We start from the raw sequence: 14,517 nt of genomic DNA on the forward strand, positions 1-14,517 counted from the left end.
GACTAACGAACTTCTCTGGGTTGCACGATAAGGCGGGCTTCGGCCCGCCTTGTTATTTTGTCGAGGTCGGTGGCCTGTCCGGAGAGTTTCTCGACCGCTGCGACGACGACGTCGGTGACGACGTAATCGGGTTTGTGGCCGAGGTTGCCGATCCACAGCAGTTCCGATCCGGCAATGTCGCGTGCCAGACCGCGCGAATGGATATCGGCGAGCACGATGTCGTCGCTGTCGCCGCTGACGATGATCGTCGGCGCGGTGATCTCCTGATATCGCGGCGCGACCTCGCTGACATAGGCATGCAGATTGGCGACATCGACGGCGTTGTTGCGGAAGGCGAGGGGCCGCAGCACGAGGTGCGGCGCCGTCTTATCGATATAGTCGACCGGCCTTGGGTTTGGGTAGAAGACCGAACGCGTACCGCTGTCGATCCGCCTGAGGCCGATCGGCGCGGCCAGAGTATGTGCGAACAGCCAGCCGACATAGGGCAGGGCCGTCAGCCGGTAGTACCAGTCGACGCCGCCCGGCCAGGGATGGGTCGCTGGCGCCAACAGAACGAGGCCGGTCGTCTTCTCCGGATGGCGAAGAGCGAAGCTCGCGGCAATCGCCCCGCCGAAGGAATGCCCGACGATGATCGCCCGGGTCATGCCTCTCTTCTCCATGAGCTTTGCAATGGCGTCCGCCTGACCGTCGGGGCGGTCGTTCGCCCGTCCGCCACGCTCGGAGTAGCCGTGGCCCGGCCGATCGACGAACAGCATCTCCGCCCGGCCTTCGAAGGCCGGAGCAAAGGCATGCATCTGGTCGAGCAGGTTGCCGCTGGCGCCGTGGATGAAGACGAGGGGGGCCAAGTCGGCCTTTGCCGTCGCCGGGAGGTGGACGCTGTTCATGCGGAAGCCGCCGACATCGATCAGTTCGCCCGTGTTCGGGAACCGTGCGCTGATGTCCCGTGCGCTGCGCAGGCTATAGGCAATGCCGGCGAGCGTCAGGGCAACGATGAACAGGGCGGCTAGAACCATTGTCTCGGCGGCTCCTCTTACTCGGCAGTGCCCGAAAATGTCCCGGGCGTGGACGTCGATGTATTTCGGTTATTGCCGAGCCATCGTGGCCAGATTTCGTCGACGGCGCGCTCACGGGCCAGAATGAACTCGGGCAGTGCCGTATCGCGGTCGCCTCTGCGGTAGCGGCGATCGTGCCGATCGGTGATGAGCACGGGAGAAGCGCCGAACTGGTCGGCGGTAATGTCGACAATCATGTTGCCGCATTCGACCCAGGCGTGGCTTTGCCAGCCGGTGTCGGTGAGAAAGCCGAATGGGCCCAATTCAGGCCCATCAGCAGACAGGCGCGGCGTGCCGCTTGCCCATGAGGCGTCTACGCCCGCGGCAGTCAGCGCGCGGACCAAAAACAAGCTTGTGCGTCCGCATGTCCATTGTGACGGCGTGCTTGGTGCATCGCCGCTCCGGCCGCTGTGCCATTCAAGCCAGATCGGCTCCATGAAATGGCGTGCGGCCACGGCAAGGTGACTGTTAGCAGCCAGTTCGGTAGAAGGCGTTATTGCGGGAGCCTGCGTTTGCTTCGGCATTCGGCCGGCTTACGTCTTGCTGCCCGCAAGTTTTTCGGTCAGCTCGCCCAGTTGCTCCTGCGCCTTGCGGTCGGCGGGGTAGATCGCCAGGAACTGCTCCCAGGCCCTGAGCGCCAGCTCGTCCTTGCCGGCGGAGCCAAGGATTGCGGCCATGCCGGCGAGCGCGCCGAAGTGGCGTGGCTCGAGAGCCAGGACATGATTGATGTCCGACATCGACTTGCGATAGTTGCCCATCGTGTAGTGTAGAGTCGCGCGGCGGTTCCAGCCTTCGACGTAGCTGGGTGCAAGCGTGATGACCTGGTCGAGGATATCGAGGGCGGCCGCCTGCTTGTTGTCGGTGATGGACTTGTCGGCCCACTGCATCAGCAGGTTGACCGTCGCGCTGCCGGAATCCTGCCATTCCAGGCGGATCTGGTTGGCGAGTTCGCGCGCCTTGTCGGCGTCCCGTTCCTTTTTCAGGTCGGAGAACAGGGCGTCCAGGCGTTGCTTGGGGGTGGAGAGGCTGGCGGCCTCTGTTGCTGGTGCCGCCTCTGCGGCGAAAGCCAGGGTGCCGGCTCCAACTGAGGCGGCGAGAAGGGCGGAGCACGCCAGAATCAAGGGTACAAAAACTCGCATGGCGAGCATGTTAGCTCGCCACGGAATAAGATCAAAATCAATTTTGGGACATCGCCGAAGCGAGGTGCCAAACAGAAACCCGTCGGAGCCTCAGCCCTGACGTGCCTTGAAGCGCGGGTTCTGCTTATTGATGATGTACATACGGCCCTTGCGACGAACCAGACGGTTTTCGCGGTGGCGGGTCTTCAGCGACTTGAGCGAATTCTTGATCTTCATTTTCCTGATCCGCAGGTTTCGGGGAAACAAAATTCGCCCGGTATTTCTAACAATCAAAAGCGCGCCATTCAGCGCGCTCCATAAGGTGGGATGGCAAATACCGTGTCACCCCAGTTGTGTCAACCGCAAGGCACCGGATTTTGGCGCCTTGCCCCGCATTTCTGTGGCTTTGAGGCTCACGTCAGGCGGGTGATGTGACCCATCTTGCGGCCCGGTCGCGCTTCCGTCTTGCCGTAGAGATGGACGAAGACATTGTCTTTGGCAAGCCAGTCGGGCACCTCGTCGATATCGTCGCCGATCAGGTTCTGCATCACGCAGTCGGAGTGACGAACGGGATTGCCGAGCGGCAGGCCGGCTACGGCGCGAATGTGTTGGTCGAACTGCGAGACGATGCAGGCCGCTTCCGTCCAGTGGCCGGAATTGTGCACGCGCGGCGCCATTTCGTTGGCAACCAGGCTGCCGTCGGCCAGCACGAAGAACTCCACGCCGATGACGCCGACATAGCCGAGAGCATCGAGGATCGCCTTGGCAGCGGCGCGCGCGGCCTCCGCAGTGGCAGGGCCGATGGCGGCGGGCACGGTGGAGGTATGAAGAATGCCGTTGCGGTGGATATTCTCAGCCGGATCGTAGCAGGCGACCGTGCCATCGACTGAGCGGCCAGCGATCACAGAGATTTCCCGTTCGAACGGCACGAAACTTTCGAGGATCAACGGCACGGAACCGAGCGCCGCGAACGCGCCTTGCGGGCTGTCCTGCCCAGAGCGGAACACCCGCTGGCCCTTGCCGTCATAGCCGAGGCGGCGGGTCTTCAGCACGCCGGAACCGCCGAAATCAGCAAGGGCTGCTTCAAGATCAGCCTGGCTGTCGACGGCATGGAAGCGGGCGGTAACGATGCCGCTGTCATTGAGAAAGCGCTTTTCGACCAGGCGATCCTGGGCGGCTTCAAGCGCCTTCGGCGGCGGAAATACCGGCCGGGCCCGCGCAAGCCTCTCGGCGGCTGCGACCGGCACATTCTCGAATTCGTAGGTGACGATATCGCAAGCGGCCGCAAGCGCGTCGAGCGCTTTCTCATCGTCATAGGCGGCAACGATCTGTTCGTTTGCCAGCTGAGCTGCCGGACAGTCGGGCTGCGGCTCGAGGACGATGGTGCGGAAATTCAGCCGTGCAGCGGACATGGCCAGCATGCGGCCGAGCTGGCCGCCGCCAATGATGCCAATGGTTGTCATGCGTCGTCCACCGGGTACTCGGCGACGGCGACCGTCTGCTGCTCGCGCCAGTCGTCGAGGCGGTCGGCAAGGTCGTTGTCGCTGAGCGCAAGCACGGCTGCGGCCAGTAGCGCGGCGTTGACCGCTCCGGCGCGCCCGATCGCCAGCGTTCCGACGGGAATGCCGGCCGGCATCTGGACGATCGACAGCAGGCTGTCCTGGCCGGACAGCGCCTTCGACTCCACCGGCACGCCGAAGACCGGCAACGGCGTCATCGAGGCACACATGCCCGGCAGGTGGGCAGCGCCGCCGGCACCGGCAATAATGACCTTGAAGCCTTCGTCGCGCGCGCCCTTGGCGAAGTTGACCAGGCGGTCAGGCGTGCGGTGCGCAGAAACGATGCGGGCCTCATAGGCAATGTCGAGCGCGTCGAGCGTATCGGCGGCGTTCTTCATCGTCTCCCAGTCGGACTGGCTTCCCATGATGATGGCGACGGGTGGGGTCGTGGTGTCGAGCACGTCTTTAAAGTTCCGCTTCAGGCGATGATATCGGGAATGATCTGGTCTTCGAGCTTGGTGATCTTGTCCTTGATGACCAGCTTCTTCTTTTTCATGCGCTGAATTCTGAGCGCATCGCAGCCGGTCTGGATCATGGCGTTGATGGCAGCATCGTAGTCTTCATGTTCCTGCCTCAGCCGCGCGGCGGTCAATCTGAGTTCGGCCTGGTCCTGGTCCGGCATGCAAAGCGATCCCCATCAGCCCGGTTGCGAAGTCCTCCTCGAACCGGAATTTCATGCGCCGCTCTACCACATCTTGGGCGGTAACGGGAAGTTATCCGTCGTCATCATTTCGCCTTCGACAAATGAAAAATGGCGTGGCACAGTAGTAAGGTTACAACCATGGAACATCCGGCATTTGCCTGCCGGATGCAAGCAAAAGGAAGGGACTGCCAATGACCATTGAGGCTCATCTTGCAACGCTTGAGAAAAAACATGGCGCACTGGAGCAGGAGCTCCATGCAGCAATGAACCAGCCGTCCACCGAGGACGAAATGATCAGCGACATCAAGCGGAGGAAGCTGCGCATCAAGGACGAAATCGAAAGGATTCGCTCCTCAACTCACTGATTATGAACGGTATTTCCCAGTAACAACGGGAGGTGTCCTCTCCCCGGAGACGACGCAACAAGGTTCACAACCAATCCCCTCAACGGAATATACGGATCGCTCGACCGGGTTTGAGACCCGGTCGATTTGTGTCAGGAGGCGGTTACGCTTCCGCCAGCCCCTCACGCCCAGAACTGATCCAACCAAAGGTTGAGCCCGTCGAAGCCGGGGCGGTTGATGGCGTATATTCGCCGGGTGCCATTGGCCGAAACCGAGACCAGATTGCAGTCCAGCAGAGCCTTCAGGTGCTGCGATACCGCCGGTCGGCTGATCGGCAATCCTTCAGCCAGTTCGTTGACCGTCTTCGGCGCGCGCCGCAGTTCCTCCAGCAGGTAACGCCGGTTGGGATCCGCGATGGCATCGAAAGGGTCCGCAATGGTCATGACCGGACGTTAAGCGAAATCACTGCTGGCGGCAAGAAATTTGTGCGCTGCGGCATTTCCGTTTTGCTTCGCAATATGACGGTTTGCTTTGATATGTTTCAGGCGCCGGCCAGCAGGCTGTTCAGCCCATCCCACAGCAGTTTCAGTCCGGCTATGAAAGCCATCGTATACATGAAGGGATAGAAGATCTGCGGCTTCATGCGGCGAACGATGAAGGCGCCGCAGATGGTGGCGACGATCGCCAGCGGAAATAACGTCGCAGAGATCTTGAGATTGCTGATGTCGAGCTGGCCGAGTGCGAAGTAAGGGATGAGCTTGACGGCGTTGAGGATGGCGAAGAAGCGTACGATCGTGCCGGTGTATTCGCGCGGGTCGAGTTGAAGCGGCAGCGCGTAGATCTGGAAGGGCGGGCCGCCGGCGTGGGCGACAAAGCTGCCGTAGCCGGCAAACGAGCCCCAGAGTGTTGCTGGGCCGGCCCGTTGCTTCTTGGGCGTGATCGTTATTCCGTTGCGCATGCGCCAGACATTGTAGACATAGCGCAAGACGAACAGCACGGTGATGAGGCCGATGATCAGGCGCAGATAGTCGCGCGAGACATAGGCCGACGTCGCCCAACCGATGAGAATGCCGGCGATGGCGCCGGGCAGGAGCATGACCAGGGTCTTGCGATCGCCGTGCTTGCGCCACATCCAGAGCGAGACGAGGTCCATCGCGATCAGGATCGGCAGCAACAGCGCCGCAGCCTGAACCGGCGAGACGGCCATCGACAGGATCGGCACGCCCATCAGCGAAAGCGCCTCGCCCATGCCGCCCTTGCTGAGGCCAACAAGAAGAACCGCCGGGATGGCGACGAGATAGAAGTCCAGGTCGGGAAGCATCGGTGGCGGTTGATCCTTTTGACGTCTCCGTCTATCGGTTTTCTCAAACGAAATCGAGCGCTGGTTTCCGCCGACATGCGGGCACAGCCGGAAATGGATGTCATGAGCAAGACAATAGAACGCTGCCGCCTGGTGCTGATCGCGCCCGATATCGCCGATCCGGCGGATCGCGCCAAGGTGCTTGCCGACGCCTTGAAGGGCGGTGACGTCGCTTCGGTGATCGTGCCGCAATACGGCCTCGACGACGCCGAGTTCCAGAAGCACGCCGAGCGCCTCGTGCCGATCATCCAGGAGGCGGGTGCTGCCGCGCTGATCGAGGGCGATTCCCGTGTTGCGGGACGCGCCAAGGCCGACGGCCTGCACATTTCCGACAATGCCGAAGTGCTCGGAGAGGCGGTCGAGAAGCACACGCCGAAGCTCATCGTCGGCGGCGGCAATGCGGCCGACCGCCACCACGCGCTTGAAATCGGCGAAGTGCGCCCGGACTACGTGTTCTTCGGCAAGACCGATGGCGACATCAAGCCGGATGCGCATCCGAAGAACCTGGCGCTGGCCGAATGGTGGGCCTCGATGATCGAGATTCCCTGCATCGTCATGGGCGGCACGGATCCGCAATCGGCGCTGGCGGCCGCCGAGACCGGCGCCGAGTTCGTGGCGCTGCGACTGGCCGTCTTCGGCGAGCCCGAGCAGGCGCCGTCGGTCGTTGCGGCCGTCAACGCGCTTCTTGACGAAAAAGCGCCACGGTTTGAAGATTAAGACGTGTCGATGTTGAACCGACTGTCGTCAAAGCTCAGCTGGGGCGTTGCCCTTCTTGCCGTCGCCGCTGCCGTGGCGATGCCGGCGCGTGCGCAGGAACAGCCAACTCCTGCGCAGGAACAACCGGTTCCAGCGCCGGAGCAAGGCGTCAGTGCGGATGACGGCGGCGCCGCAAAGCGCGGCCGCATCACCCCCTTCAATGGCGCGGCAATGCCGGACGAAGGCACGGCCGCGGGCAAGCCCGGGGCCAAGCCGGCTGACCCGGCGGACAAGAAGAAAGCCGGCGACGGCACGGTGCCTTCGCAAGGTGTCAATGTCTTCGATCGCATGGGCGCCGAACTGCCGGCTTTGCCGGCGGAAAAGCCGTTCGCCGGCAAGGTGGATGACGCCTACGGCGCCTTCCAGCGCGGCTACTATCTGACGGCGATGGATCTGGCGCTCCCGCGGGCGCAGCTCGGTGATCCTGCCGCCCAGACGCTGGTCGCCGAAATCCTGCAGCAGGGCCTCGGTGTCGTGCGCAATGCCAAGCAGGCGGCGTTCTGGTATGGGCAGGCGGCCGAAAATGGCGACCCGGCGGCGATGTTCAAATATGCGCTGATCCTGATGGAGGGGCGCTACGTCAAACGCGACCGCAAGAAGTCCGAGGAGCTGATGAAGAAGGCGGCCGATCTCGGCAATGCGTCGGCCCAGTTCAACTACGGACAGACGCTGGTTGCCGACAGTCCAGGGCCGAAGGGTCTGAAGGCAGCGATGCCCTATTACGAAAAATCGGCCGCGCAGGGGATCGCCGACGCGCAATATGCGCTGTCGCAGATCTATCTCAACGTCGATGGCATCGACGAGGGCAAGCGGGCGCGGGCCAGGGAGTGGCTGCTTCGCGCGGCCCATGCCGGCTACGACACGGCGCAGCTCGACATTGCCATCTGGATGATCGAAGGCATTGCCGGCGATCGCAACCTGGAGGACGGTTTCGGCTGGATGAAGCGGGCGGCGGAAGGCGGCAATGTCGTGGCTCAGAACCGGCTGTCGCATCTCTATGTCAACGCCATCGGCACTCGCCCCAATCCGGTCGAAGCGGCAAAGTGGTATGTTTTGTCGCGCCGCGCCGGGCTCAAGGACGATGCGCTGGAAGACTTCTATCTCGGTCTCAACGAACAGCAGCAGAAGGCGGCACTGAGCGCGGCCAACAAGTTCCGCTCGACCTGACCGGCCTTCCAGGCGCCCGAATCTCGCCGGCTTGGCGGGTCTAGGCGCTATTTCTCTTGAACTTCCGGGGCTTTTGTGGTCTTCAAGCCCCGGTTTTTGCCCTTGGCGCCATGGTCTTCCGGCGCGCCTCGGGCGGAGTGATCTTCACTCGGTTTTTTGACGACGGAACTCGATGACAAGCCTTGCCCATTCGGCTGGCGCTACCCCATGTTCCGTCACACAGGTTCAATGTCCGATCGAGAAGGCTCGATCGGCCTTCGCTTCACAAGGATCGCCAGATGGCCCGTTCAGCTCTCCTCAATGTCATGGTTCAAGCCGCCTTCAAGGCCGGCAAGTCGCTGGCACGCGATTTCGGTGAAGTACAGAACCTGCAGGTCTCGCTGAAGGGACCGGGCGACTACGTGTCCCAGGCCGACCGCAAGGCCGAAAAGCTGATCCGCGAAGAACTGCTGAAAGCGCGCCCGACCTACGGCTTCCTCGGCGAGGAGGGCGAGGAGATCATCGGTACCGATGGGGCGCATCGCTGGATCGTCGATCCGCTCGACGGCACCACCAACTTTCTGCACGGCATTCCGCATTTCGCTGTCTCGATCGCGCTTGAACGCCAGGGCGAGATCGTCGGCGCAGTCGTGTTCAACCCGGCAACGGACGAACTCTATACGGCCGAGCGTGGCGGCGGTGCCTTCCTCAACGATCGTCGCCTGCGCGTCGCTTCGCGCAAGGCCCTGTCGGATGCGGTGATCGCCACCGGCACGCCGCATCTCGGCCGCGGCAACCACGGCAAGTACCTGATCGAACTGCGCCACGTGATGGGCGAAGTCGCCGGCATCCGCCGCATGGGCTCTGCTGCGCTGGATCTCGCCTATGTCGCCGCCGGCCGTTTCGACGGCTACTGGGAGCGCGACCTGGCAGCCTGGGACATTGCGGCCGGCGTGCTTCTGATCCGCGAAGCCGGTGGCTGGTCGACGGATATCGATGGCGGCGCCAAGCCGGTCGACGAGGGCTCGATCATTTGCGGCAACGAATACATCACCAAGGCGCTGCGTGACGTCGTTCACCGCCCGATCCCGGCGAAATAAACGGCGGCCGTCCGGCTTTTGCTTCAAGCCTCCGATGCGCCATGCGTCGGGGGCTTTTGTTTTTCCTTCAATTTGGCGCAAAGTTTCACTACAGCGCCGCGCATATTGTATGACGCGCCAAGAACGCTGTGGCGCCTCAAACCTGCTGCATAACTTTCTCCTTAAATCGATTCCGATTTGAGAAATTATGCAGTAGGCTCCGACACGTCGCGGCACCGTTCCGCCAAATGCAACCGGGAGAATGGTATACCCATGACGAAACTGCATCTGTCCGGGTGGGACGGTCGGGAAGGCGTGGAAGCAGACTACAATCCGTATAAGCTTTCGAGCCCCATGCACTTTTTCTGGACCATGGCGATCTTCCTGATCATCGTCGGTTTCGTCGGCGCGATCCTTTTCCGCCAGGCGCACAATGCCTTCCTCGCCAATCCTGGCTTGAACGGCCTGATCCTCGGGGTGCTGCTTATTGGCATCCTGCTGGCTTTCAATCATGTGATCGGGCTTCGCCCCGAGGTGCGCTGGTTCAATTCTTTCCGCGCCGCCGGCAGTGCCGACAAGGTCGGGCGGGACCCGGTCCTGCTTGCGCCGATGCGCGCGCTGATCGGCGGTCGCCAGACGGCGATCTCGACGACCGCGCTGAGGTCGATCCTGGATTCGATCGCAACACGACTGGATGAATCGCGTGATACCACGCGTTACATGACCGGCCTTCTCGTCTTCCTCGGCCTGCTCGGGACCTTCTGGGGTCTGCTCGGTACGATCGGCTCCATCAACACCGTCATCCAGTCCCTGGATGCCGGTTCCGGCAGCACCGAAGACGTGCTTGGCGCCCTGAAAACCGGTCTGTCGGCGCCGCTGGCCGGCATGGGCACGGCATTCTCGACGTCGCTCTTCGGTCTTGCCGGCTCGCTGATCCTCGGCTTTCTCGATCTGCAGGCCGGCCGGGCGCAGAACCGTTTCTATACCGAGCTTGAAAACTGGCTGTCCTCTGTCACCGATGTCGGTTCGGAACTCTCCATTGCCGGCGACCTGTCGACCGGCGCGCCGGTCGCGGAACTGAAGCGCCTGACGGACCAACTCATCCGCCTCAACCATGAAGGCGGTTCCAACCAGCGCACGACGGCTGCGATGGCGAGCCTTGCCGAGGGCATTCAAGGACTGGTCAAGAACATGCGCGGCGAGCAGCAGATGCTGCGTGACTGGATCGAGGCGCAGCAAGAAGAGGCGAAGGCCATGCGCAAGACGCTGGACAAGCTGACGACGCGCATCGGCCACACCGAGCGCATTTCGGTGAACGGCGAGAAATCCGGATCGCAGGCCAAACTCAGTCATGCCGACGATTCCGGAGGGGATTGATCCATGGCGCTCGCCCGTAAAGGCCGCACACAGCGCACGATCGACTATTGGCCCGGCTTCGTCGATGCGCTGTCGACCCTGCTCTTGTCGATCATGTTCCTGCTCAGCGTCTTCGTGCTGGCGCAATTTCTGCTCAGCCGCGAAATCAGCGGCAAGGATGACGTGCTGAACCGGCTGAACAGCCAGATCAACGAACTGACGCAACTGCTGGCGCTTGAAAAGAGCGGCAAGCAGGATCTTGAGGATTCGCTCGCCAATCTGCAGGCTTCCCTGTCCCAGTCTGAAGGCGAGCGGTCTCGTCTGCAGGCCTTGCTCGATCAGGGCGCCGGCAGCACGGATGCCGCCAACCAGAAGCTGGGGCGTATCGGTGCGGAACTCGACGCCGAACGCCAGACGAGCGCACGCGCCATGAGCCAGATCGAGCTTCTGAACCAGCAGATCGCGGCGCTGCGCAGCCAGATCGCCGCAATCGAAGAGGCGTTGCAGGCGTCGGAAGCCAAGGACGTGTCTTCGCAGACCAAGATCGCCGATCTCGGCCGCCGGCTGAATGTCGCGCTGGCGCAACGGGTGCAGGAACTGAACCGCTATCGTTCGGACTTCTTCGGCCGGCTGCGCGAAATCCTGTCCGATCGCGAAAACATCCGCATCGTCGGTGACCGCTTCGTCTTCCAGTCGGAGGTGCTTTTCCCTTCCGGCGGCAACGAGCTCAATCCCGAGGGCCAGGTAGAAATGGCCAAACTCGCCTCGGCGCTGCTCGACCTTGCCAAGGAAATTCCCGCGGAGATCAACTGGGTGCTGCGCGTCGACGGGCACACGGACAATGTACAGCTTTCAGGCACCGGCCGTTATGCCGACAACTGGGAGCTTTCGTCAGCCCGTGCCACATCGGTCGTCAAGTTCCTGATCTCGAAGGGCGTGCCGGCCGACAGGTTGGTCGCGGCCGGCTTCGGCGAGTATCAGCCGATCGCCGAAGGCGAGAGCGTCGGGGCGCGGGCACAGAACCGCCGCATCGAGCTGAAGCTGACCGAGAAATAAGCTCGCGGGCCAAGATACCCGAGCGATCCCGGCGCCCTTGAATTGACCTTGACGTACGCGTAACACTTGCGCCTTCGGGATGCGGGGGAGGGCTCGCATCCCTGGGGATGCAGGGGAGAGCGCCTTTGATGGATTGTGATGTACTGGTGGTCGGTGCCGGGCTTGCCGGCCTTGTGGCGGCGTCGGAGGCAGCAGCGCTTGGCCGCAAGGTCATCGTTCTCGATCAGGAGGGGGAGCAGAACCTCGGCGGTCAGGCGTTCTGGTCGCTTGGCGGTCTCTTTTTCGTCGACAGTCCCGAGCAGCGGCGCATGGGCATCAAGGACAGCCGCCAGCTCGCCCGCCAGGACTGGATGGGCTCATCGCAATTTGATCGTCCCGAGGATCACTGGCCGCGACTGTGGGCCGATGCTTATCTCGATTTCGCTGCCGGCGAGAAGCGCAGCTGGCTGCATTCGCTCGGCATGCGCTGGTTTCCCGTCGTCGGCTGGGCAGAGCGTGGCGGTGGCCTTGCGCATGGGCACGGCAATTCGGTTCCGCGCTTCCACATCACCTGGGGCACTGGTCCCGCGGTTCTCGAGCCGTTCGTGCGGCTGACGCGGGAGGCAGAAAGCCGCGGCCTCGTGCGGTTTCGCTTCCGCCACCGTGTCGATGAACTGGTGACGACCGATGGAGCGGTTACCGGCGCGCGCGGCGCGGTGCTCAAGGCCGATCCGGTTGGCCGGGGTGAGCGCAGTTCGCGCGATGTCGTCGGCGATTTCGAGATATCGGCAGGCGCGGTGATCGTGACGTCGGGCGGCATCGGCGGCAACCATGAGCTGGTGCGGCGCAACTGGCCGCGCAAGCGGCTGGGCCAGCCACCGGCGACGATGGTCTGCGGCGTGCCGCACCATGTCGATGGCCGTATGCTGGAGATCGCTGGGCGCGCCCGCGGCTCGGTCATCAATTCCGATCGCATGTGGCACTATACCGAGGGCCTGAAGAACTTCGATCCGATCTGGCCCGACCACGGCATCCGCATCCTGCCCGGTCCGTCGTCCTTCTGGTGTGATGCCGACGGCCATCGCTTTTCAGCACCCGCCATGCCCGGCTTCGATACGCTCGGCACCTTGCGGGCCATTCGCGACAGCGGCCATGACTACAGCTGGTTCATCCTGACCCGGGCGATCATCAAGAAGGAGTTCGCCCTGTCCGGTTCCGAACAGAATCCGGATCTGACCGGCAAGAGCATCTCGCTTCTGCTCAAGCGGTTGGGCAAGAATCCGCCCGGACCGGTGCAGGCCTTCATGGACCGGGGCGAGGACTTCATCGTTCGCGATCGGCTCGACGATCTCGTGCCGGCAATGAACGCGCTGACCGGTGAAAACCGGCTGTCGGTCGATCACCTGCGCGAGCAGATCGAGGCGCGCGACCGCGAGATCACCAATCCCTTCTCGAAGGATGCGCAGGTGACGGCGATCCGTGGGGCGCGATCCTATCGCGGCGACCGACTGTTGCGTACCGCCAAGCCGCACCGCCTGCTCGATCCCAAGGCCGGGCCGCTGATTGCCGTCCGGCTGCATATCCTGACGCGCAAGACGCTCGGCGGTCTGCAGACCAATCTTTCGGGCCAGGTGCTGGAACAATCGGGCGAGCCGGTGCCGGGTCTTTACGCTGCGGGCGAAGTCGCCGGCTTCGGCGGCGGCGGCATGCATGGCTACAACGCGCTCGAAGGCACGTTCCTCGGTGGCTGCATCTACTCCGGCCGCGTCGCCGGGCGGGGTGCTGCCGGGGCGCTTTGAGCGAACCGAACCGGCTATTGTTGTCCGTAAATGGCGCCCCTCACCCTAGCCCTCTCCCCGCAGGCGGGGAGAGGGACGCATGTCGCTGCTGGCTCGGTGCTTGTGGCTAGAGCCTTTCCAGCAGAGCGTTTCCATGAAGCCGTTTAAGATGGAAACGCTTTAGATCAGCGAGCGCATGCCACAAGGTCCCTTCTCCCCGCAAGCGGGGAGAAGGTGGCGGCAGCCGGATGAGGGGCCAATCCGCCGGGTAGCATCAAATCGCTGAGATCAATCCATCTGGATGTTGGCGTCGCGAACGACCGGCGTCCACTTTTCCAGCTCGGCCTTCACGTGTGCGGCAAGTTCCTGCGGCGTCGATGCGACGATGGTCGCGCTGAATTCCTTCATGCGCTCGACCACGGCCGGGTCCGCAAGGGCCTTGTTGGCGGCTTCGTTCAGGCGCGCGACAACTGGTTCGGGCGTGTTAGCCGGCGCAAAAAGCGCGTTCCAAGTGTAGGTTTCATAGCCTGGTATGCCGGATTCGGCGACCGTCGGGACATCGGGGAAGGATGGCGCGCGCTCGGCCGTCGTTACCGCAAGCGCCCGCAAGGTGCCGGCCTTGATGTGGCTGGAGGAGGAGGGCAGGTTGTCGAACATGATCGGCACCTGGTTGCCGATAACATCGTTCAGCGCCGGGCCAGCGCCCTTGTAGGGGATATGCTGCATGCTGACGCCGGCCATCTTCTTGAAGAGCTCGCCAGACAGGTGCAGGGGCGTACCGTTGCCGGAAGAGGCGTAGGCGTACTCGTCGGGCTTGGCCTTCAACAAGGCCAGCAGTTCCTCGACGGTCTTGGCCGGCAGTTCCGGATTGACCACCAGCACATTCGGCACGACGACCAACAACGAGATCGGAGCGAAGTCCTTTTCCGGGTCATAGGGTTTGGTCTTGAGGATCAGCGGGTTGAGCGCATGCGTGGCGACGGTGCCCATGAGGATCGTATAGCCGTCCGGATCTGCGCGCGCGACATTGTCGGCACCGAGGTTGCCACCGGCGCCGGCGACGTTCTGGACGATGACCTGCTGGCCGAGATCCTCCGACATCTTCTGCGCCACGATCCGCGCCACCACGTCGGTCGAGCCGCCGGCGGCAAAGGGAACGACGAGGGTGACTGCGCGATCCGGAAAGCCCTGAGCAGCTGCCTGGATGCCGGAGCCGAGAACGGTAAGTGCGGTGAAGCCGAGGGCGAGCGCCCCTCGGCGGGTCAACTTCGAAAACGTCATTAAGGTTCCT

General features: G+C 62.9%; 17 protein-coding genes. 7 read left to right on the forward strand and 10 right to left on the reverse strand.

Annotation, left to right across the window (positions count from 1 at the left end):
• Window positions 1-2: 2 nt before the first annotated feature.
• The 7 genes from AC244_RS14985 to AC244_RS15015 form a co-directional block, all read right to left on the reverse strand.
• Window positions 3-1,013: an alpha/beta fold hydrolase gene (locus AC244_RS14985; RefSeq protein ID WP_053249622.1), complete on the reverse strand. Its 1,011-nt coding sequence runs from the start codon at window positions 1,011-1,013 to the stop codon at window positions 3-5.
• Between the two features lie 17 nt (window positions 1,014-1,030).
• Window positions 1,031-1,576 (reverse strand): hypothetical protein, encoded by a 546-nt coding sequence (locus AC244_RS36430; RefSeq protein WP_152975960.1) that lies wholly within the window; start codon window positions 1,574-1,576, stop codon window positions 1,031-1,033.
• Window positions 1,577-1,585: 9 nt separating this feature from the next.
• Window positions 1,586-2,200 (reverse strand): hypothetical protein, encoded by a 615-nt coding sequence (locus AC244_RS14995; RefSeq protein WP_053249624.1) that lies wholly within the window; start codon window positions 2,198-2,200, stop codon window positions 1,586-1,588.
• An 81-nt stretch (window positions 2,201-2,281) separates the two neighbouring features.
• Window positions 2,282-2,407 carry a type B 50S ribosomal protein L36 gene (gene ykgO, locus AC244_RS15000; protein WP_053249625.1) on the reverse strand — a complete coding sequence of 42 codons (126 nt, stop codon included), beginning with the start codon at window positions 2,405-2,407 and terminating at the stop codon, window positions 2,282-2,284.
• A gap of 176 nt (window positions 2,408-2,583) precedes the next feature.
• Window positions 2,584-3,633 (reverse strand): 5-(carboxyamino)imidazole ribonucleotide synthase, encoded by a 1,050-nt coding sequence (locus AC244_RS15005; RefSeq protein ID WP_053249626.1) that lies wholly within the window; start codon window positions 3,631-3,633, stop codon window positions 2,584-2,586.
• Window positions 3,630-4,094 (reverse strand): 5-(carboxyamino)imidazole ribonucleotide mutase, encoded by a 465-nt coding sequence (gene purE, locus AC244_RS15010; RefSeq protein WP_053249687.1) that lies wholly within the window; start codon window positions 4,092-4,094, stop codon window positions 3,630-3,632. Before purE ends, AC244_RS15005 begins: the two co-directional genes overlap by 4 nt.
• 53 nt (window positions 4,095-4,147) lie before the next feature.
• Complete coding sequence (locus AC244_RS15015) at window positions 4,148-4,351, reverse strand: YdcH family protein (protein ID WP_025424784.1); 204 nt, start codon at window positions 4,349-4,351, stop codon at window positions 4,148-4,150.
• Window positions 4,352-4,563: 212 nt separating this feature from the next.
• Here AC244_RS15015 and AC244_RS35260 point away from each other — a divergent pair, with 212 nt between their 5' ends.
• A complete protein-coding gene (locus tag AC244_RS35260) occupies window positions 4,564-4,737 on the forward strand; it encodes a YdcH family protein (protein WP_082366862.1) in 174 nt (57 codons plus the stop codon).
• Window positions 4,738-4,898: 161 nt separating this feature from the next.
• On the opposite strand, the gene AC244_RS15020 is transcribed toward AC244_RS35260, so the two are convergent.
• Window positions 4,899-5,159 (reverse strand): ArsR/SmtB family transcription factor, encoded by a 261-nt coding sequence (locus AC244_RS15020; protein ID WP_053249627.1) that lies wholly within the window; start codon window positions 5,157-5,159, stop codon window positions 4,899-4,901.
• A gap of 98 nt (window positions 5,160-5,257) precedes the next feature.
• Window positions 5,258-6,037 (reverse strand): sulfite exporter TauE/SafE family protein, encoded by a 780-nt coding sequence (locus AC244_RS15025; protein WP_053249628.1) that lies wholly within the window; start codon window positions 6,035-6,037, stop codon window positions 5,258-5,260.
• Window positions 6,038-6,139: 102 nt separating this feature from the next.
• On the opposite strand from AC244_RS15025, the gene AC244_RS15030 reads away from it, so the two are divergent.
• The 6 genes from AC244_RS15030 to AC244_RS15055 all read left to right on the forward strand — a co-directional run bounded on the left by AC244_RS15030 (window position 6,140) and on the right by AC244_RS15055 (window position 13,247).
• Window positions 6,140-6,793 (forward strand): thiamine phosphate synthase, encoded by a 654-nt coding sequence (locus tag AC244_RS15030; protein ID WP_053249629.1) that lies wholly within the window; start codon window positions 6,140-6,142, stop codon window positions 6,791-6,793.
• A 78-nt stretch (window positions 6,794-6,871) separates the two neighbouring features.
• Window positions 6,872-7,999, forward strand: coding sequence for a tetratricopeptide repeat protein (locus AC244_RS15035; protein WP_053249688.1), 1,128 nt, complete (start codon window positions 6,872-6,874; stop codon window positions 7,997-7,999).
• A gap of 278 nt (window positions 8,000-8,277) precedes the next feature.
• Window positions 8,278-9,078, forward strand: a complete 801-nt coding sequence (locus AC244_RS15040; RefSeq protein WP_053249630.1) for an inositol monophosphatase family protein — start codon at window positions 8,278-8,280, stop codon at window positions 9,076-9,078.
• A gap of 252 nt (window positions 9,079-9,330) precedes the next feature.
• Window positions 9,331-10,434: a MotA/TolQ/ExbB proton channel family protein gene (locus tag AC244_RS15045; RefSeq protein ID WP_053249631.1), complete on the forward strand. Its 1,104-nt coding sequence runs from the start codon at window positions 9,331-9,333 to the stop codon at window positions 10,432-10,434.
• Between the two features lie 3 nt (window positions 10,435-10,437).
• Window positions 10,438-11,469, forward strand: coding sequence for a peptidoglycan -binding protein (locus AC244_RS15050; protein WP_053249632.1), 1,032 nt, complete (start codon window positions 10,438-10,440; stop codon window positions 11,467-11,469).
• A gap of 128 nt (window positions 11,470-11,597) precedes the next feature.
• Window positions 11,598-13,247, forward strand: coding sequence for an FAD-binding dehydrogenase (locus AC244_RS15055; protein WP_053249633.1), 1,650 nt, complete (start codon window positions 11,598-11,600; stop codon window positions 13,245-13,247).
• 267 nt (window positions 13,248-13,514) lie between these two features.
• Here AC244_RS15055 and AC244_RS15060 read toward each other — a convergent pair whose 3' ends face one another.
• Complete coding sequence (locus AC244_RS15060; protein ID WP_053249634.1) at window positions 13,515-14,507, reverse strand: Bug family tripartite tricarboxylate transporter substrate binding protein; 993 nt, start codon at window positions 14,505-14,507, stop codon at window positions 13,515-13,517.
• Window positions 14,508-14,517 lie beyond the last annotated feature (10 nt).

Origin of the sequence: Ensifer adhaerens (assembly GCF_001270265.1) — a bacterium.
GTDB lineage: Bacteria > Pseudomonadota > Alphaproteobacteria > Rhizobiales > Rhizobiaceae > Ensifer > Ensifer adhaerens_B.